We start from the raw sequence: 17,836 nt of genomic DNA on the forward strand, positions 1-17,836 counted from the left end.
AGGCCGGGTAAGGCGAAAGCCGCCACCCGACAGAAAGGCGAGCACAATAACGAAACAGGTTTGTCATCAGCCAGAGGCGCCCTTACGGGCGCCCTACGTTATGTTATTTACTGCTCACCGGCAGGCCAGCGCCCTGCGACTCGCCCTGCGGCAACTCGAGAACGGCAACCGACCAGGCCGGCAGCGTGACCGAACCGTCAGCGGCAACCTGCACGCCGCTCGCCAGCGACCGGTCGCCCGCCGCCTGCTGAATAGCGCTCAGCTGGAGCGATGTGCCGGCGAAGTCCTGCAGCGTCCGGCTTTCCGGCGCGGCGTTGATCGCCACCACGATGCCGTCGACACCGCTGTCCAGACTGGCGCCAGCCTGCATCCCGTCATCGATGGTCATCACCAGCAGACCCGTCTGCTGATCGGCGCCAGTATTGCGGAAGTCCACGCGCTTCATCACCGTCGCGCCGTCGCCGAGGGTAAACAGCGGAGACGATTTACGCAGCGCGGTCAGCTCCTGATAAAACGCGGTCATCTGCTTGAGCTCCGTTTCACCCGGAGTAGCCACCGCGTCTTTCACCCGGGCGATGATGTCATAGTTGCTGCCATCATCGCTGCTGCGCGGCATACCGACGTTGTAGTTGTTGTCCTGCAGGGAGTAGTCCACGCGGTTAAACCAGTCGCCGGAATCATACGAATCGCGGGTAAAGGATTTAGAGCGCAGCAGCTCCGAGCCCTGCTGGTCAAAGGCGATCCCCTGGCCGAGCATCACCGTCGCCAGCGACACCGCCTGCATCCGGACGCGGGTATCGAGATCCGCCTCCTGAGCGGCTTTATAGCTGATCATGTCCCACAGCGTCTGGTTATCGTGTTTTGACACATAGTTCACGACCTCCGTCGGATCAGCCGCATAGCCGCCTGGCGCGCCGTTATAGTCAATCTCGCTGCCTCTCTTCACCGCGCCGTCTTTGTCGATCAGCACAAAGTCCGCAAGGTTACCGGCCATGCCGAGACGGGTCAGATCGGCGAGGTGACGCGCCTGATCGTCGGTCAGGGTGGTCAGCTCATTCGGCAGAACGCCGGCCCCGCTGCCCACGCCCTGGTTCTGGCGTAATGCGTCACCGGAGTCGAACGGCCCGCCGCCGCGCACGGCGTCGCGCAGACGATCGGAGAACGTGCCGATCCCGGTGCCTTTGAGATTGATTTGCGAGGCAATTTCAAAGCGATCGCTCTGGTTGGAATCCCAGCCTTCGCCAAAGAAGTAGATATCCGGGTTCAGCGCTTTAATGCGTTCCCAGGCCGAGAGGATCTGCGCTTTCGGGTGGTAGCCCATCAGGTCGAAGCGGAAGCCATCGATCTTATAATCGGTGGTCCATACCGCCAGTGAATCGGCGATAAGCTTGGCGAACATCCGGTGCTCTGGCGCCGAGTCGGAGCAACAGGTAGCCGATTCCACGCTGCCGGTGGTTTCGTTCAGACGCTGGTAGTACCAGGGGACGATCTTATCCAGTACCGAGGTGCGATCGGTCGGGCCGGCGGCGTTGGTGTGGTTGTACACCACGTCCATAATGACGTTCATTCCCAGATCCTGCTTGATCGCCTGAATCATGGTGCGGAACTCTTTAATACGCGCCGTGCCTTCCGGATCGGTGGCGTAGGATCCTTCCGGTACCGTGTAGTGGAACGGATCGTAGCCCCAGTTATAGGAGTCGGTCTGCGCCACCAGCGTATTCAACGCCTGCACCTGCGGGTTATCCTTGCTGTCGTTCTGCTTCAGCTGGGTCAGCACCTCTTCGACCGTCGAACCGCTGTCGCAATAGCCCGCGAACTCGCTGCTCTTCACCGCGCTATTGACCTCGCACAGGCGGCTGAACGGCTGCTGAATATCGGCGACCTTGTCGCTGAACTCATTGACCGTCGCCAGATCGAAGACCGGCAGCAGCTCAATATGGGTCACGCCCGAGGCCGACAGCTGTTTCAGATGCTGGACCATATTGCTTTCCTGGGCGGTGAGCGCCAGATACTTACCGCGCAGCTCCGCAGGCACGGTTTGATCCCAGGCGGAGAGATCGCGAATATGCGATTCGTGAATCGTCATTTTCGCCAGATCGGCTTTGGTTTTCTGCGCGTGCGGCATCGTCAGCCCGTCCCAGCCTTCCGGCTTCAGCGCGCTGTCGTTGAGATCGACCACCTGGCTGTACTCCGAGTTGGTCGACAAACTGTGGGCGTAGGGATCGGTCACTTCGTACTGCTCGACTTTACGCGACTGCGGGTGGTAGACCGTCATCGCGTAGCGGTAGAAGGCGCCCTTCAGGTCGCTTCCCCCCTGCCAGGACCAGGCGCCGGAGGCGCTATCGCGGGTCATCGGGTGACTGGCTATCACTTTCTTGTCCGCGCTATAGATCACCAGCTCGACCTGCTGCGCCGTGGGCGCCCAGACGCGGAAGGTCACGCCGCTATCGGTTAGCTGGGCGCCATAGCTCAGCGCCTCGGCGGCGGCGGCATAGGTATCGTCCAGCACGCCGGCGGTCTGCACCTGGGTGGCTGAGCTCAGGATCCCATCGCTTTCCGCGGCTATCGCCACCGTCTCGCCCTGCAGCAATTCATCGACGTTAACATCATCCGGCAGTTTAAAGGCTGGATAGCTGGCGAGATGCGGGAAGCGCATGCTTACCTGCTGGCTGACGGTGGTGGGGGTCAGCTTGACATATTTATCGCTAAATTCGCCGTTACTGTCGGCGGCCACCTTACTGCTGTGGCTGTAATAGAGGCGCACAATGGGTTTATTTTCCCCACCCGGCCACAGCAGAGTAGTCTTATCGACCCAGTGCGCATCGGCCAGCGCCACGCCAAAGGCGGCGCGGAAGGCGTCGGCGCGGGAGTCATAGACCGCGCTGTTGCCGGCGATGACCGATACCGTCCGATCGGTGAAATCACTGAAAGAGACGCGCAGGTCGCTGTCGATAAGCTTATTGGTGCCATCGCGGACGATAACGTTGATGCATCCGCTCTCTTTAGTCAGCGGGATCACCCAATAAGGGCCATATTTGTCGCTGCCGGTCGGGGTGGTGCTGACATCATTCCAGTCCGCCACCGGCGCGCTCAGCGCGTCACAGGTTTCGTTGTTCCATAAATAGAGGTTTTTCGTCGCATAGTCGGCCGGCGTGCTGCTGGTGATGCCGGCGATATCGACGAGATGAATGACAGCTTGCCTGGCGGAAGCCTGCACCGCTTCGCCTGGGACGGCAACGTCCGGTAAGCGGACGACGACATCCTGCGGGTCGGGCGTGCCGGGAGTGCCTGGGTTGCCAGGATTGCCTGGTGAACCCGGTGAGCCAGAGGTAGAAGAGGAAGAGCTGTTATCACAGCCACTCAATAATACTAACGATCCAAGAAATAGGGCATGACAGGTATATCTGAGCATTCGATAGTCCCTAATATGCTTATTAAATTATAAAAGGTAAGAAAGGATGAATATCTTTACAGCGCGCTAATTAGATATTTTTGCTTTCCCAGGCGCAATCATCCCCCACAAATGAGCGGGGGGCGTAGGAAGCCGGGGGAGTAAATCAATAAAGGGAATGACGACCCGAAACCGCAAACTGATTATGATTCGCCACGCTTATCGCCACTCTCCGGCAATAAATAATTCAAAAGCCAATAATCACCTACCTGTTTCGGTAGGGTATTACGCCAACGTGCAGAAAAATAAATTAGCAAAGGAATTAAAATGCCAGTTTCTGTGATGAGGTTAACAAATATAAATAAAGGGATAATTAAATTATTACCACAAATTGTGACGCTCATCATATTAATAACCGCTATCCCACAGCTGGCGAAATTAACCTGGCGCGTGGTATTCCCTGTGAGTCCTGAGGATATTTCCGCCCTACCGTTAACCATGCCTCCGCCGGCAGATCCGGAATTAAAAAATGTGCGGCCCGCATTTACCCTGTTTGGCCTGGCGGTGAAAATTAGCCCCACGCCAACGGATGCTGCCAGTCTCAATCAGGTGCCGGTTTCCAGCCTGAAGCTACGCCTGGCCGGGCTACTCGCCAGCAGCAACCCGGCGCGCTCCATCGCTATTATCGAAAAGGGAAATCAGCAGGTTAGCCTTAGCACGGGCGATCCTCTCCCAGGGTATGATGCGCGGATCGCCGCCATTCTGCCTGACCGGATCATCGTCAACTATCAGGGGCGCAAAGAGGCCATTTTATTATTTAACGACAGTCGCGCGCCGTCGCCGCCGCCCACCGCCGCGGGCAACCCGCCCCTCGTGAAGCGACTCCGCGAACAGCCGCAAAATATCCTCACTTATTTATCTATTTCGCCGGTACTCAGCGGCGACAAACTGCTGGGTTATCGGCTGAACCCAGGCAAAGACGCCTCGCTGTTTCGCCAGTCCGGCCTGCAGGCAAATGATTTGGCGATTGCCTTAAACGGCATCGATTTACGCGACCAGGAGCAAGCGCAACAGGCGCTGCAAAATCTGGCCGACATGACCGAAATAACGCTAACCGTTGAGCGGGAAGGCCAACGACACGATATTGCTTTCGCGCTGGGGGATGAATAATTGCCAACCATGAAACGCCTGCGAAAAATGCTGCCTGCGCTGCTGATATTAACCCCGCTGCTATTTTCTCCGGCCGCCGCGGAGGAATTTTCCGCCAGTTTTAAAGGCACCGATATCCAGGAATTTATCAATACCGTCAGCAAAAACCTGAATAAAACGGTGATTATCGATCCCAGCGTACGCGGTACTATCACCGTGCGCAGTTACGATATGCTCAATGAAGAACAATATTATCAATTCTTCCTCAGCGTGCTGGATGTATATGGCTTCGCCGTGATCAATATGAATAACGGCGTGCTAAAAGTGGTCCGCGCCAAAGACGCCAAGACCTCGGCCGTGCCGGTCGCCAGCGCGGCCGCGCCGGGCGAAGGCGATGAAGTGGTCACCCGGGTGGTGCCCCTGACCAACGTCGCCGCCCGCGATCTCGCCCCGCTGCTCCGCCAGCTGAACGATAACGCTGGCGCCGGCAGCGTGGTCCATTATGAGCCCTCCAACGTACTGCTGATGACCGGCCGCGCGGCGGTTATCAAACGCCTGCTGACCATTGTCGAGCGCGTCGACAACGCCGGGGATCGCAGCGTGGTGACCGTGCCCCTTTCCTGGGCCTCCGCCGCGGAAGTAGTCAAACTGGTTACCGAGCTTAATAAAGATACCAGCAAGTCGGCGCTGCCGGGCTCGATGGTGGCGAACGTGGTGGCCGATGAGCGCACCAACGCGGTACTGGTGAGCGGCGAACCAAACTCGCGCCAGCGCATTATCGCCATGATCAAACAGCTCGACCGCCAGCAGGCGGTACAGGGTAACACCAAAGTGATCTACCTGAAGTACGCCAAAGCCGCCGATCTGGTGGAAGTTCTGACCGGGATCAGCAGCTCGCTGCAGAGCGACAAGCAAAGCGCCAGGCCAGTGGCCGCGATCGACAAAAATATTATTATCAAAGCCCACGGCCAGACCAACGCCCTGATCGTCACCGCGGCGCCAGACGTGATGAACGATCTTGAGCGGGTGATCGCCCAGCTCGATATCCGCCGCCCGCAGGTGCTGGTGGAGGCGATTATTGCCGAAGTGCAGGATGCCGATGGCCTTAATCTCGGTATCCAGTGGGCAAACAAAAACGCCGGCATGACGCAGTTCACCAACAGCGGTTTGCCGATATCGACGGCTATCGCCGGCGCCAACCAGTACAACAAAGACGGTACCATCAGCAGCTCGCTGGCCAGCGCCCTCGGCTCGTTTAACGGTATCGCCGCCGGCTTCTATCAGGGGAACTGGGCGATGCTGCTCACCGCCCTCTCCAGCAGTACCAAGAACGATATTCTGGCCACCCCCAGCATCGTCACCCTCGATAACATGCAAGCCACTTTTAACGTCGGCCAGGAAGTTCCGGTATTAACCGGCTCGCAAACCACCTCAGGCGACAACATCTTCAATACCGTCGAGCGCAAAACCGTCGGCATTAAACTGAAGGTGAAACCGCAGATTAACGAAGGCGATGCGGTGCTGCTGGAGATTGAGCAGGAGGTATCGAGCGTTGCCGACTCGGCCTCCAGCACCAGCAGCGATCTCGGGGCGACCTTCAATACCCGGACGGTGAATAACGCCGTGCTGGTCGGCAGCGGCGAAACGGTGGTGGTTGGCGGGCTGCTGGATAAAACCGTCACCGATACCGCTGACAAAGTGCCGCTGCTCGGGGATATCCCGGTGATCGGCGCCCTGTTCCGCTCCGACAGCAAGAAAGTGTCGAAACGCAACCTGATGCTGTTTATCCGCCCGACCATCATTCGCGATCGCGATGAGTACCGCCAGGCTTCTTCCGGCCAGTACACCGCCTTCAACAATGCGCAAACTAAACAGCGGGGTAAAGAAAGCAGCGAAGCGTCGCTCAGCAACGACCTGCTGCATATCTATCCGCAGCAGGAGACCCAGGCTTTCCGCCAGGTCAGCGCCGCCATTGACGCCTTCAATCTCGGAGGCCGCCCATGACGCCAGCCGCCGAACGCCGTCCGCTGTTGCCCTTCGCCTGGGCCCGCGCGCACCATCTTGTGCTGCTCAGCGACGGTGAACGCTGCGAAGCGCTGTGCCGCCCCGATACCGCCGCCCGGGCGCTGCTGGAAGCGCGCCGCCTGGCGGACGGGCCGATGCGCGTCAGCCGTCTGGCGCCGGACGCGTTCGAGAAAGTGCTGGTGCTCAGCTATCAGCGTGATTCGGCGGAGGCGCACCGCATGATGGCCGACATCGGCAACGAGCTCGACCTCTATACCCTCGCCGAAGAGCTGCCGGACACCGACGATCTGCTCGACAGCGAGGACGACGCGCCGATCATCCGCCTGATCAACGCCATGCTCACCGAGGCCATCAAAGAGAAAGCCTCGGATATTCATATCGAAACCTACGAGCGCCATCTGCAGATCCGCTTTCGCGTCGACGGCGTGCTGCGCGAAATTCTGCGCCCGCAGCGGCGGCTGGCCGCCCTGTTAATTTCGCGCATCAAGGTGATGGCCAGCCTGGACATTGCCGAAAAGCGGGTCCCTCAGGATGGCCGCATGGCGCTGCGCATCGGCGGGCGAGCAATCGACGTGCGCGTCTCCACCCTGCCCTCCAGCCACGGCGAACGCGTCGTCCTGCGTCTGCTGGACAAAAACAGCGTCAACCTGGATCTGCTGACGCTGGGCATGCCGCCCGCCCTGCTCGATCGGGTCGATGCGCTGATCGCCCGCCCGCACGGCATCATCCTGGTCACCGGTCCGACCGGCTCCGGGAAAAGCACGACGCTCTACGCCGCCCTCAGCCGCCTCGACGCCCGGGAGCGCAACATCATGACCATTGAAGATCCGGTGGAGTATGAGCTGGAGGGCATAGGCCAGACCCAGGTCAACGCCAAAGTCGAGATGACCTTCGCCCGCGGCCTGCGCGCCATCCTGCGCCAGGATCCGGACGTAGTGCTGGTGGGCGAAATCCGCGATGGCGAAACCGCCCAGATCGCCGTTCAGGCCTCGCTGACCGGGCACCTGGTGCTGTCGACCCTGCACACCAACAGCGCGCTGGGCGCCATTTCCCGTCTACAGGATATGGGCGTGGAGCCTTTTTTACTCTCCACCTCGCTGCTGGCGGTGATGTCGCAGCGGCTGGTGCGCCAACTCTGCCCGCACTGCCGTCAGCCCTGGCAGGCGGATGCCAACACCGCCCGGCAGATGGCGGTCCCGGTCGGCGCGCGGCTGTGGCAGCCCAAAGGCTGTCCGGAGTGTAATTTCATCGGCTATCGCGGACGCACCGGGATCCATGAACTGCTGCTGGTTGACGACCGCGTGCGCGCCGCCATCCACCGCGGCGAGAACGAGATCACCCTGATCCAGCAGCTGGGGCCAGCCTGGCAAACCCTGCGCCATGCCGGACGCGACAAAGCGCTGGCGGGGATCACCAGCTGGGAGGAGGTGATGCGGGTCACCGAACAGCAAACGACGGAAAGCGTCTAAGATGGCCCTGTTTCGCTATCAGGCGCTGGACGCGCAGGGCAAAACCCGCCGCGGCCTTCAGCAGGCCGACTCCGCCCGCCACGCCCGCCAGCTGCTGCGGGACAAGGGCTGGCTGGCGCTGGAAGTGACAACTGCCGACCCGGCGCGGCGACTGTGGGCCGGCGGATCCCTTACCCGGCGTACCAGCGCCGGTGATTTAGCCCTGCTCACCCGCCAGCTGGCGACTCTGGTTGCCGCCGGGATCCCGCTGGAAAAGGCGCTCGATGCCGTCGCCCAGCAGTGCGAAAAGCCGTCGCTAAGAACGTTAATGGCCGGGGTGCGCAGCAAAGTGCTCGAAGGCCACTCGCTGGCGGAGGCGATGCGCGGCTATCCCGCCTGCTTCGACGGGCTGTTCTGCGCCATGGTGGCGGCCGGCGAAACCTCCGGCCATCTCGACGGCGTACTGAACCGGCTTGCTGACTATACCGAGCAGCGCCAGCAGCTCCGCGCCCGCCTGCTGCAGGCGATGATCTACCCCATCGTACTGACGCTGGTCGCTATCAGCGTGATCGCCATTCTGCTCTCCACCGTGGTGCCGAAAGTCGTTGAGCAGTTTGTCCATCTTAAACAGGCCCTGCCCTTCTCTACCCGGCTGCTAATGAGCCTGAGCGACATCGTGCGCAGCGCGGGCCCCTGGCTGGCGCTGCTGTCGTTACTGGCGCTGCTGGCGCTGCGCTATCTGCTGCGCCAGCCCGCCCGGCGGCTCGCCTGGGACCGGGCGCTGCTGCGCCTGCCGGTCATCGGCCGCGTGGCCCGCAGCGTCAACAGCGCGCGCTACGCCCGCACCTTAAGCATTCTCAATGCCAGCGCGGTGCCGCTGCTGCTGTCGATGCGCATCAGCGCCGACGTCCTCAGCAACGCCTGGGCGCGCAGCCAGCTGGCGGCGGCCAGCGAATCCGTACGCGAAGGCGTCAGTCTGCATCGGGCGCTGGAATCCACCGCCCTGTTTCCGCCGATGATGCGCTACATGATCGCCAGCGGCGAACAGAGCGGAGAACTGACCGCCATGCTGGAGCGCGCGGCGGAGAACCAGGACCGGGAGCTGAGCGCGCAGATCCAGATGGCCCTCAGCCTGTTTGAGCCTCTGCTGGTGGTCACCATGGCCGGCATGGTGCTGTTTATCGTGCTGGCCATCCTGCAGCCGATCCTGCAACTGAACACCCTTATGAGTATGTAACTGTATTAATGGAGAAAACTATGCAACGGCAACGCGGTTTCACGTTACTGGAAATTATGGTGGTGATCGTCATTCTCGGCATTCTCGCCAGCCTGGTGGTGCCTAACCTGATGGGCAACAAGGAGAAAGCGGACCGCCAGAAAGTCGTCAGCGATCTGGTGGCGCTCGAGGGAGCGCTGGACATGTATAAACTCGACAATAGCCGCTACCCCAACACCGAACAGGGACTGCAGGCGCTGGTGACCGCTCCGGCCGCCGAGCCGCACGCCCGCAACTACCCGGAAGGCGGCTATATCCGCCGTCTGCCGCAGGACCCGTGGGGGAATGAGTATCAGCTGTTAAGCCCGGGTCAGCATGGCGCCATCGACGTCTTCAGCGTCGGCCCGGACGGGATGCCCGACACCAATGACGATATCGGCAACTGGACCCTCGGGAAGAAATAGTGTCTCAGCGCGGTTTCACCCTCCTGGAGATGATGCTGGTCCTGCTGCTGATCGGCGTCAGCGCCAGCATGGTGCTGCTGGCGTTTCCCTCCGCCCGCACCCAGGAGGCCACACAGATCCTGGCGCGCTTTCAGGCGCAACTGGATTTTGTCCGCGAGCGCGGGCAGCAAACCGGTCAGCTCTTCGGCATTATCATCCACCCTGAGCGCTGGCAGTTTATGCGCCTGCAGCCTGCCGACGATAGCGCCCCGGCGGCGGCTGACGACCGGTGGGGCAACGCGCAGTGGCTGCCGCTGCAGGCCGGACGCGTCACCACGGCGGAAACCCTCCCGCGGGCCAGGCTGACGCTGCGCTTTCCCGACGGCCAGGCGTGGACGCCGGGCGAGCAGCCCGACGTGCTTATTTTTCCCGGCGGTGAAGTCACGCCGTTTCAGCTGCGGATTGACGCCGCGACGGGCATCAACGTCGACGCCCAGGGCGACAGCCAGCCGCTGGCGGCGCGGGAGCAGCCATGAAGCGTGAAGCCGGAATGACGCTTATCGAAGTGATGGTCGCGCTGGTGATTTTCGCCCTCGCCGGCCTGGCGGTGATGCAGTCCACCCTGCAGCAAACGCGCCAGCTCGGGCGTATGGAAGAGAAAATCCTCGCCAGCTGGCTGGCGGATAACCAGCTGGTGCAGCTGCGGCTGGAGAAACGCTGGCCTGCCCTCAGCTGGTCTGAAACCACCGTGGAGGCCGCCGGGACGCGCTGGTTTGTCCGCTGGCAGGGAGTGGAAACCGCGCTGCCGCAGCTGCGGGCGCTGGACGTGGAGGTCCGGCGGCAAAAAAGCGATCCCGCGCCGCTGGCCACCCTGCGCACCTGGGTGACGCCGCCATGATAACCAGGATGCGCGGTTTCACCCTGATTGAAACGCTGCTGGCGCTGGCTATTCTCGCCGTCCTCAGCGCCGCCGCCGTGATGGTGCTGCAGAACGTCATCCGCGCCGATGGCCTGACCCGCGAGAAAAGCCAGCAGATCGCGGCCCTCCAGCGCGCCTTTCGCCAGATAGCCGACGATGTCACCCACATCATTCCCCGTCGCGCCAGAAACAGCGACACGTTTTTCTTCGCCGGACGTTTCCAGTTGCAGAGCGACGACTGGGGACTGGCCTTCAGCCGCAGCGGCTGGCCAAACCCGCTGGGGATCCTCCCGCGCTCGGAGATCCAGAACGTCAGCTACCGTCTGCGCCAGCAGCGGCTTGAGCGTCTGAGCTTCGATCAGCAGGATCCGCTGACCGGCAGCCAGCCGACGGTCCGGGTGCTGCTGCGCGAGGTCACGGCGTTTCGCCTGCGGTTTTACGCCGACGGGCGCTGGCAGGAAACCTGGGACCGCCCGCAGAGGCTGCCGCAGGGGCTGGAGATCACCCTGACGCTGGCGAACAGCGGGGAGATAACCCGCCTGTTTTTACTCACCCCGGGAGGCGGCCAGTGATAAATCGGCAACGCGGCGTCGCGCTCCTGATGGTGCTGTTCATCCTCGCCCTGATGATGATCCTCGCCAGCGCCATGACCGAGCGCACCGCGGTCATGTATCAGCATACCGCCGTGACCCTCGATAATTTGCAGGCCAGATGGTACGCCCTGGCGGCGGAAAACATGGCCGCCGCGCTGCTGCAACGCGATGCGCTGGACTCGCCCAGTCAAACGAACCTGGCGCAAACCTGGGCGCAGGAGGGGCGCCGCTTTACCCTCGACGATGGCGAAATCCGCGCCACGATCCGCGACGGGCACGCCTGCTTCAACCTCAATGCTATTGACCATCGCGCGGATGAGGCTGGCGACGGAACGCCCTACCCGACCAACGTCTTCGTTCGGCTGCTGGCGCTGCTCGGCGAGCCGCCGCTGCGCGCCAGCCAGATCGCCGCCGCCCTTGGCGACTGGACGGACAGCGACGGCCAGCCGCGGCTGAACGGGGCGGAGGACGAGGTCTATATGGCGCAAACCCCGGGCTATCTCGCCGCCAACCAGCCGATGCAGGATGTCAGCGAGTTGCGCCTGCTGGCCGGGATGGACGCCGCGCTCTATCAGCGCCTGCTCCCCTTCGTCTGCGTCCAGCCGGATGACGCGCTGCAGGTCAATGTCAACACCCTGCGCCCCTCCCAGGCCGCCCTGCTGGTGGCCCTCTTTCCCGGCGATCTGACGCTGCAGGAGGCGCAACAGCTGCTGCACAACCGCCCGCGAACCGGGTGGAGCAGCGTCGCCGCCTTTCTCGCGCAGCCGACGCTGCAGAAAACCGATACCACGCTTGCCCGTCCCTGGCTGACGGTGCACAGCGCACGCTTTATCGCCGCTTTTACCGTGGTGACCGGCAATCTCCGCTTTCAGCTGCACAGCGTCCTGCAACAATCGGGGCGCACGTTTACCGTCGTCCAGCGGCGATATGGACTCTCTATGGTGGTCGATGAACAAGATTAATGCTTCTCCCCAGGCCATGCTGATCGTGCGCCTCGCCGCCGCGCAGGCGCCGCTGCACTGGCAACTCTTCGCCCCCGGCGAGCCGCACCACGAGGCCAGCGGCCGGTGGCCGACTGACGACGCCAGCCCTTTCCCGGCGCTGGCTGAGCAGTACCCGGCCTGGGTGCTGATCCCGGCCAGCGACTGCGCGTTTCACTCGCTCACCCTACCGGCGGGCCTGCGTAAACCGCCGCTGCAGGTGGCCCCGTTTCTGCTGGAAGAGCAGCTGGCAGACGATGTGGAAGCCACCCATTTTGCTCTGCTCCACCGCCAGCAGGCCCAGTGCGAGATCGTCGCCGTACAGCGGCAAAAAATGCGCGACTGGCTGGCGCGCTGCGAATCGCTCTCCTTACAGCCCCTGGCGTTGACGCCCGACGTGCTGGCCCTGCCCTGGCAACCGCCGGCGTGGAGCGCGGTGCAGGTGGACGAGCAGTGGCTGATCCGCCACCAGCCGTGGGGCGGCATGGCGGCGGAAAACGTCTGGCTGACGGAGCTGCTGCAGAGCGAGGCGGAAGAGCACGTCATCGACAGCTATTCGCCGCCGCCCGCGGCACCGGGCGTCTGGCGGGAGCAGCCTGCGCAGACATTGCTGACCCTTGCCGCACGCCATCCGGCAGCGCAGAAACTCAGTCTGCTGCAGGGGGAGTTCGCCGTCCGGCGGCGGTCTGCGCAGGCGAGCTGGCGTCCGGCGCGGTATGCCGCGCTGGCTCTGGCGTTACTGGCAGGGGCAAACAGCGTGCTGGACCATCGCGATCTGGCGCGTCAGGCCGAGGCGGCGCAACAGGCCAGCCGGGCCTTCTATCACCGCTGGTTTCCGACGGAGAAAAAGGTGATTAACCCACGACTGCAGATGCAGCAGCACCTGCAAACCCTCACCCGTCAGGCGCAGCATGCCCCCCTCGTCGACCGCCTCAGCGCCTTGCAAAACATCCTCAGCGAAACGCCGGGGATCCGTCTGCGAGCGCTGAGCTGGGATGCCGCGGGCAATCGTCTGCAGCTGGATATCGCCGCGGTCTCTTCCCGGGCGCTGGAGCAGTTTACCCAGCGGGCGCAGCCGCGGTTTCGCGTCCGGCCGGGCGACATGATCACGAAACCGGATGGCATTGAGGGACAACTGACGCTGGAGGAAAACGATGGCTAATCTGCTTATCTGGTGGCGGCAGCGCACGCCGTCGGAGCAGCGCCTGTTGCTTGGTCTGACAGGGCTGCTGGCGGCATGCGCCTTCTGGTATGGGCTGTGGCAGCCCTGGCGAGCCCGCGAGGCGCAGTGGCGGCAAACCCTGGTGAAAGAGCAGGCCAGCCTGCGCTGGATGACGGAGCAGGCTCCGCGCCTGCAGCAGCTCAGCCAGCAGCCCGCGCCGGCGGCAAAAGAGGCGCTCACCGCGCTGGTGATGCGCGAGGCGGCGAGCCACGGACTGACGGTCATCCGCCTGCAGCCGCAGGAAAAACGTCTGCAGATCACCCTTCAGCCCTGCGCTTTCCAGGCGCTGATCGACTGGCTGGACGCTCCGGCGATGCGCGGCGTCAACGCGATCTCGCTGTCCGTGACCGGGCAGCCGTCGCGACCCGGCTGGGTCACGGTCAACCATCTGCTGCTGGAGCGCGACGATGAAGGCTAACTGGATCGCGGGCGGACTGCTGCTGGTCCTCTATCTGTTGTGGCTCACCGCCACGGCTCCGGCGCGCCTGCTGGCCCCCATGCTGCCGCCCGGCGTACAGGTGGGGCAGTTTAGCGGCAGCGTCTGGCGCGGCGCGGCGCAACCGGTCTACTGGCATGGGGAACGGCTTGAACGACTGGCGTGGTCGCTGACCCTGGCGGGCTGGCAGGTCTCTCTCAGCGATCCCCGCGGCGTGATGGGTCAGGCCCGGCTGTGGGGCCTTCGCGATCTGCGCCTACAGGAGGGGCGGCTCACCGCCCCCGCCAGCCTGCTCAGCCGCTGGTTGATGTCGACTATGCCCGTCAAGGCCGCGGGGGAGGTCACCTTCAGCCTGACCGAAGGGCGGTTCAGCGACGGACGCTGCCGGCATATCATCGCCGGAGGCGCGCAGTGGCGGCAGGCCCGACTGCACTCTCCGGTCGGCAGCCTGGAGCTGGCCCAGGTTAATGGCACCTTCCGCTGTACGGTGGACGGCGCCGTGGCGCTGACTCTCCGTCAGGACTCTCATCAGCTGAGCCTCAGCGGCCAGGGGACTCTGTCGCCCGATGGCCGCTATCTGTTTCGCGGCACGCTACAGCCCCGGCAGGGGATGCCGCCGCTGCTGGCGCTGCTGGTCACGCGCCCGACAGCGAATAACGCCCCGGGCCCGACGCCGTGGCAGCTGCAGGGAAAATGGTTACCACAGGAGCAAAAATGACGACACTAGCCGCGTTATCGCTGCACTTTCCCTTTGTCTGGTATGGCTTTCTACTGCTGTTCGGCCTGGCGCTGGGCAGCTTTTACAATGTGGTGATCTATCGTCTGCCGCGCATGTTGACCCAGACCGCGGACGACGAGCGGATAACCCTCAGCACCCCGGGCTCTTCCTGCCCGCAGTGCCGCCAGCCGATCGCCTGGCGGGACAATATCCCGCTGCTCAGTTTCCTCTGGCTGGGCCGTCGCGCCCGCTGCTGTCAGGCGCCCATCGCGTGGAGCTATCCGCTGACCGAGCTGGCCACCGGCCTGCTGTTTATCCTCGCCGGAGCTTTGCTGGCGCCGGGCCTGCCGCTGGCGGGCGGCCTGGTGCTGCTCTCGTTCCTGCTGATACTGGCGCGGATTGACGCCCGGACCCAGCTGCTGCCCGATCGCCTGACTCTGCCCCTGCTGTGGGCCGGGCTGCTGTTCAATCTTAACGAGGTGTACATTGCCCTGCCGGATGCGGTCGCCGGGGCGATGGCCGGTTATCTGGCGCTGTGGTCGGTCTACTGGCTGTTCCGCCTGCTGACCGGGAAAGAGGCGCTGGGCTATGGCGATTTTAAGCTGCTGGCGGCGCTGGGCGCCTGGTGCGGCTGGCAGGTTCTGCCGCAGGTGCTGTTGCTCGCTTCGGCCAGCGGGCTGGTGTGGACCCTGCTGCAACGCCTGTGGACCCGGCAGTCGCTGCAGCAGCCGCTGGCCTTCGGCCCCTGGCTGGCGCTGGCCGGCGGGAGTATTTTTCTCTGGCAGCAGATGGTCTAGCGTTTGCGAACCGACTGGCCGGGCAGGATGCCGCCCGGCAGCGGCGGCTACGAGTATTTTTTGCTGCGGCGGGTCGGGGCGGCGTTGGCCGGATCGTCCGGCCAGACGTGCTTCGGATAGCGTCCCTTCATCTCTTTCTGCACCTCGCGGTAGCTCCCTTGCCAGAAGGCGCTCAGATCGCGGGTGATCTGCAGCGGACGCTGGGCAGGCGACAGCAGCTCCAGCACCAGCGGCACCCGTCCCTCGGCGATCACCGGCGTCGTGGCCTCGCCGAACATCTCCTGCATACGCACCGCCAGCGCTGGCGGGTTCTCCGCATGGTATCGGATCGCCAGGCGGCTGCCGGTCGGCACGGTATAGTGCGTCGGCAGCTCACGATCCAGCTTCTGGCGCAGCGGCCATGGCAGCCAGTCCTGTAGCGCCTGACGCAGATCCAGCGCCTTCAGCGCCCGCAGGGAATGAACGCCGTTCATCTGCGGCAGCAGCCATGTCTCCAGCGAGGCCAGCAGCGAAGCGTCATCCACTGCGGGCCATGCCTCTTCCGGCAGCCACTGCGCCGCACAGTGCAGCCGCAGGCGCAGCTGCTCAGCCTCTGGCGTCCAGTTGAGCACCCCGAGGCCTTTCTCACGAATACCGTTGAGCATCGCCTGATGCAGCTCTGCCTCAGAGGGCTTCGCCAGCGGCTGGGTCTTGATCACCAACTGGCCGATCACCGTCCGCCGCCAGGCTTTCAGCGTCCCCTGCGCTTCATCCCACTCCACCGTGTCGGAACTTTTCGCCAGTTCAGGGCGGGCGGCGATCAGCTCGCCGATTTCCACTGGCAGAGCCAACAGCATGCGGGCATCCGGCGAAGCGCTGCCCTGCAGCAGCAGCGGAGCGATAAGCCATTCATTACGGCCCAGCGCGTCGTCGGCGTCCAGCATCGCGCCCATGCCGTTCGCCAGCTGGTAGCGCCCCTCCTGACCGCGGCGGCGGGCGATGCGATCGGCGAAGGCCGACGCCAGCAGCCCCGCCATTAGCCCGGCATCGGGCTGGCCGCCGCGGCGGGCCAGGCGCTTCATCAGCTGCTGCGATCGCTGCTGCCAGTTGGCCTGCTGACGGGAAAAGACGGCCCCCAAATCCACCAGTCCGCCGCGCGGCGGCTCCTCGAGGATCGCCGCCAGCTTTGCCGCTGTCACCGCCTCGTCATCGGTCTGTGCGGCGGCCAGCATCGCCGCCAGCCGCGGCTCGTTGCCAAGCGCTGCCATTTTGCGGCCAAACGCCGACAGCCGCTCGCCGTCCAGCGCCGACAGCGCCTCCAGCAGGCGGCGCGCGGCGGCCAGATTGACCGCGGGCGGCTGATCCAGCCAGGCCAGCGCGGCCGGAACGTGGCAGCCCCACTGCAGCAGCTCCAGCAACAGCGCCGACAGATCGCTGTGCAGGATCTCCGGCTCGCTCTGCGCCGCCGCCCGTTCCGCCTGTTCTTTGCCGAGCAAATGCAGGCAGATCCCCGGGGAGAGACGACCGGCGCGTCCGGCACGCTGCGTCATCGATGCCTGGCTGATGCGCTGCGTCACCAGCCGGGTCAGGCCGGTGCGCGGGTCAAAGCGGGCGACCCGCTCCTGGGCGCTGTCGACCACCAGGCGGATCCCCTCGATGGTCAAACTGGTCTCGGCAATATTGGTGGCCAGCACCACTTTGCGCTTCCCGGCCGGCGCCGGGAGGATCGCTTTGCGCTGTTCGCTTAAGGGCAACGCGCCATACAGCGGGCAGAGAATGACATCCTCCGCCACGCGCTCCGTCAGCTGTTCCTGAACGCGCTGGATCTCGCCGACGCCCGGCAGAAACAGCAGCATCGATCCCTGTTCATGCCGCAGGAGCTCCGCCGCCGCTACCGCCACCGCCTCATCAAAACGCTGGTGCGCGGAGAGCGGGCTAAAGCGACGCTCCACCGGATAAGCGCGCCCCTCCGAGACCACCACCGGCGCCTCCGGCAGCAGACGCTGCAGGCGATCGTTATCGAGGGTCGCCGACATGATCAGCAGCTTGAGATCGTCACGTAACCCCTGCTGGACGTCCAGCAGCAGGGCCAGGGCCAGATCCGCCTGCAGGCTGCGCTCGTGAAACTCATCGAGGATCACCAGCCCCACGCCCGTCAGCTCCGGATCGCGCTGGATCATGCGCGTCAGGATCCCCTCCGTAACCACCTCCAGGCGGGTCTGCGGTCCGACGCAGGTTTCGGCGCGCATGCGGAAACCCACGGTCTCCCCCGGCTTTTCGCCAAGCAGTTCAGCCAGCCGCTGCGCGACATTACGCGCCGCCAGGCGCCTCGGCTCGAGCAGGATAATGCGTCCCGCGATGTTGCCCTCGGCGAGGATCTGCAGCGGCAGCCAGGTCGACTTCCCGGCGCCGGTCGGCGCGTTGAGCAAAACCTGCGGCGCATGCTGCAGGGCGGATAACAGTTCTGGAAGGACAGCGGCAACCGGCAATGAGGACACAAAAGGCTCCGGGGGTTAACAT

General features: G+C 63.7%; 16 protein-coding genes. 14 read left to right on the forward strand and 2 right to left on the reverse strand.

The window, feature by feature from the left end:
* Window positions 1-103: 103 nt before the first annotated feature.
* Window positions 104-3,412, reverse strand: a complete 3,309-nt coding sequence (gene pulA, locus AB1E37_RS20890; RefSeq protein WP_032448272.1) for a pullulanase-type alpha-1,6-glucosidase — start codon at window positions 3,410-3,412, stop codon at window positions 104-106.
* Window positions 3,413-3,596: 184 nt separating this feature from the next.
* On the opposite strand from pulA, the gene AB1E37_RS20895 reads away from it, so the two are divergent.
* From AB1E37_RS20895 to AB1E37_RS20960, 14 genes are read left to right on the forward strand one after another with little or no spacing between them, the layout of a single operon-like run.
* Window positions 3,597-3,734, forward strand: coding sequence for a hypothetical protein (locus tag AB1E37_RS20895; protein WP_004219434.1), 138 nt, complete (start codon window positions 3,597-3,599; stop codon window positions 3,732-3,734).
* A complete protein-coding gene (gene gspC, locus AB1E37_RS20900) occupies window positions 3,719-4,561 on the forward strand; it encodes a type II secretion system protein GspC (protein ID WP_012737418.1) in 843 nt (280 codons plus the stop codon). The genes AB1E37_RS20895 and gspC overlap by 16 nt, the downstream gene beginning before the upstream one ends.
* A gap of 9 nt (window positions 4,562-4,570) precedes the next feature.
* The gene (pulD, locus tag AB1E37_RS20905) at window positions 4,571-6,544 is read left to right on the forward strand and encodes a GspD family T2SS secretin variant PulD (RefSeq protein WP_004194880.1); all 1,974 of its coding nucleotides are present in this window, start codon (window positions 4,571-4,573) and stop codon (window positions 6,542-6,544) included.
* Window positions 6,541-8,034 carry a type II secretion system ATPase GspE gene (gspE, locus tag AB1E37_RS20910; protein ID WP_004177380.1) on the forward strand — a complete coding sequence of 498 codons (1,494 nt, stop codon included), beginning with the start codon at window positions 6,541-6,543 and terminating at the stop codon, window positions 8,032-8,034. The genes pulD and gspE overlap by 4 nt, the downstream gene beginning before the upstream one ends.
* A 1-nt stretch (window position 8,035) precedes the next feature.
* A complete protein-coding gene (gspF, locus tag AB1E37_RS20915) occupies window positions 8,036-9,250 on the forward strand; it encodes a type II secretion system inner membrane protein GspF (protein ID WP_004177382.1) in 1,215 nt (404 codons plus the stop codon).
* 20 nt (window positions 9,251-9,270) lie between these two features.
* Window positions 9,271-9,693: a type II secretion system major pseudopilin GspG gene (gene gspG / locus AB1E37_RS20920; RefSeq protein WP_002889054.1), complete on the forward strand. Its 423-nt coding sequence runs from the start codon at window positions 9,271-9,273 to the stop codon at window positions 9,691-9,693.
* Window positions 9,693-10,208 (forward strand): type II secretion system minor pseudopilin GspH, encoded by a 516-nt coding sequence (gene gspH, locus AB1E37_RS20925; protein WP_004191951.1) that lies wholly within the window; start codon window positions 9,693-9,695, stop codon window positions 10,206-10,208. Before gspG ends, gspH begins: the two co-directional genes overlap by 1 nt.
* Window positions 10,205-10,570 carry a type II secretion system minor pseudopilin GspI gene (gspI, locus tag AB1E37_RS20930; protein ID WP_002889025.1) on the forward strand — a complete coding sequence of 122 codons (366 nt, stop codon included), beginning with the start codon at window positions 10,205-10,207 and terminating at the stop codon, window positions 10,568-10,570. Before gspH ends, gspI begins: the two co-directional genes overlap by 4 nt.
* On the forward strand, window positions 10,567-11,163 hold the full coding sequence (gene gspJ, locus AB1E37_RS20935) for a type II secretion system minor pseudopilin GspJ (RefSeq protein WP_004222700.1): 597 nt from the start codon (window positions 10,567-10,569) through the stop codon (window positions 11,161-11,163). The genes gspI and gspJ overlap by 4 nt, the downstream gene beginning before the upstream one ends.
* The gene (gene gspK / locus AB1E37_RS20940) at window positions 11,160-12,146 is read left to right on the forward strand and encodes a type II secretion system minor pseudopilin GspK (RefSeq protein WP_004222697.1); all 987 of its coding nucleotides are present in this window, start codon (window positions 11,160-11,162) and stop codon (window positions 12,144-12,146) included. The genes gspJ and gspK overlap by 4 nt, the downstream gene beginning before the upstream one ends.
* Complete coding sequence (gene gspL / locus AB1E37_RS20945) at window positions 12,133-13,326, forward strand: type II secretion system protein GspL (protein WP_004191957.1); 1,194 nt, start codon at window positions 12,133-12,135, stop codon at window positions 13,324-13,326. The genes gspK and gspL overlap by 14 nt, the downstream gene beginning before the upstream one ends.
* Window positions 13,319-13,804, forward strand: a complete 486-nt coding sequence (locus AB1E37_RS20950; RefSeq protein ID WP_117116837.1) for a type II secretion system protein M — start codon at window positions 13,319-13,321, stop codon at window positions 13,802-13,804. Before gspL ends, AB1E37_RS20950 begins: the two co-directional genes overlap by 8 nt.
* Window positions 13,794-14,540, forward strand: a complete 747-nt coding sequence (locus AB1E37_RS20955; protein ID WP_004145897.1) for a type II secretion system protein N — start codon at window positions 13,794-13,796, stop codon at window positions 14,538-14,540. Before AB1E37_RS20950 ends, AB1E37_RS20955 begins: the two co-directional genes overlap by 11 nt.
* Window positions 14,537-15,337: an A24 family peptidase gene (locus AB1E37_RS20960; protein ID WP_002888947.1), complete on the forward strand. Its 801-nt coding sequence runs from the start codon at window positions 14,537-14,539 to the stop codon at window positions 15,335-15,337. The genes AB1E37_RS20955 and AB1E37_RS20960 overlap by 4 nt, the downstream gene beginning before the upstream one ends.
* Before the next feature lie 47 nt (window positions 15,338-15,384).
* Here the strand turns inward: AB1E37_RS20960 and hrpB are convergent, their stop codons facing one another.
* Window positions 15,385-17,814, reverse strand: a complete 2,430-nt coding sequence (gene hrpB, locus AB1E37_RS20965) for an ATP-dependent helicase HrpB (RefSeq protein ID WP_032448271.1) — start codon at window positions 17,812-17,814, stop codon at window positions 15,385-15,387.
* Window positions 17,815-17,836: the final 22 nt, after the last annotated feature.

This window comes from Klebsiella sp. Shm-1 (assembly GCF_040804525.1).
Taxonomy (GTDB): domain Bacteria; phylum Pseudomonadota; class Gammaproteobacteria; order Enterobacterales; family Enterobacteriaceae; genus Klebsiella; species Klebsiella pneumoniae.

What these genes read in the sequence shown, in the direction of transcription:
- gspL (WP_004191957.1), top strand. Translation starts at nt 12,133, where the DNA reads ATGAACAAGATTAATGCTTCTCCCCAGGCCATGCTGATCGTGCGCCTC.
- AB1E37_RS20960 (WP_002888947.1), top strand. Translation starts at nt 14,537, where the DNA reads ATGACGACACTAGCCGCGTTATCGCTGCACTTTCCCTTTGTCTGGTAT.
- pulD (WP_004194880.1), top strand. Translation starts at nt 4,571, where the DNA reads ATGAAACGCCTGCGAAAAATGCTGCCTGCGCTGCTGATATTAACCCCG.
- gspI (WP_002889025.1), top strand. Translation starts at nt 10,205, where the DNA reads ATGAAGCGTGAAGCCGGAATGACGCTTATCGAAGTGATGGTCGCGCTG.
- AB1E37_RS20950 (WP_117116837.1), top strand. Translation starts at nt 13,319, where the DNA reads ATGGCTAATCTGCTTATCTGGTGGCGGCAGCGCACGCCGTCGGAGCAG.
- gspE (WP_004177380.1), top strand. Translation starts at nt 6,541, where the DNA reads ATGACGCCAGCCGCCGAACGCCGTCCGCTGTTGCCCTTCGCCTGGGCC.
- gspF (WP_004177382.1), top strand. Translation starts at nt 8,036, where the DNA reads ATGGCCCTGTTTCGCTATCAGGCGCTGGACGCGCAGGGCAAAACCCGC.
- AB1E37_RS20895 (WP_004219434.1), top strand. Translation starts at nt 3,597, where the DNA reads ATGATTCGCCACGCTTATCGCCACTCTCCGGCAATAAATAATTCAAAA.
- gspJ (WP_004222700.1), top strand. Translation starts at nt 10,567, where the DNA reads ATGATAACCAGGATGCGCGGTTTCACCCTGATTGAAACGCTGCTGGCG.
- gspG (WP_002889054.1), top strand. Translation starts at nt 9,271, where the DNA reads ATGCAACGGCAACGCGGTTTCACGTTACTGGAAATTATGGTGGTGATC.
- pulA (WP_032448272.1), bottom strand. Translation starts at nt 3,412, where the DNA reads ATGCTCAGATATACCTGTCATGCCCTATTTCTTGGATCGTTAGTATTA.
- AB1E37_RS20955 (WP_004145897.1), top strand. Translation starts at nt 13,794, where the DNA reads ATGAAGGCTAACTGGATCGCGGGCGGACTGCTGCTGGTCCTCTATCTG.
- gspC (WP_012737418.1), top strand. Translation starts at nt 3,719, where the DNA reads ATGCCAGTTTCTGTGATGAGGTTAACAAATATAAATAAAGGGATAATT.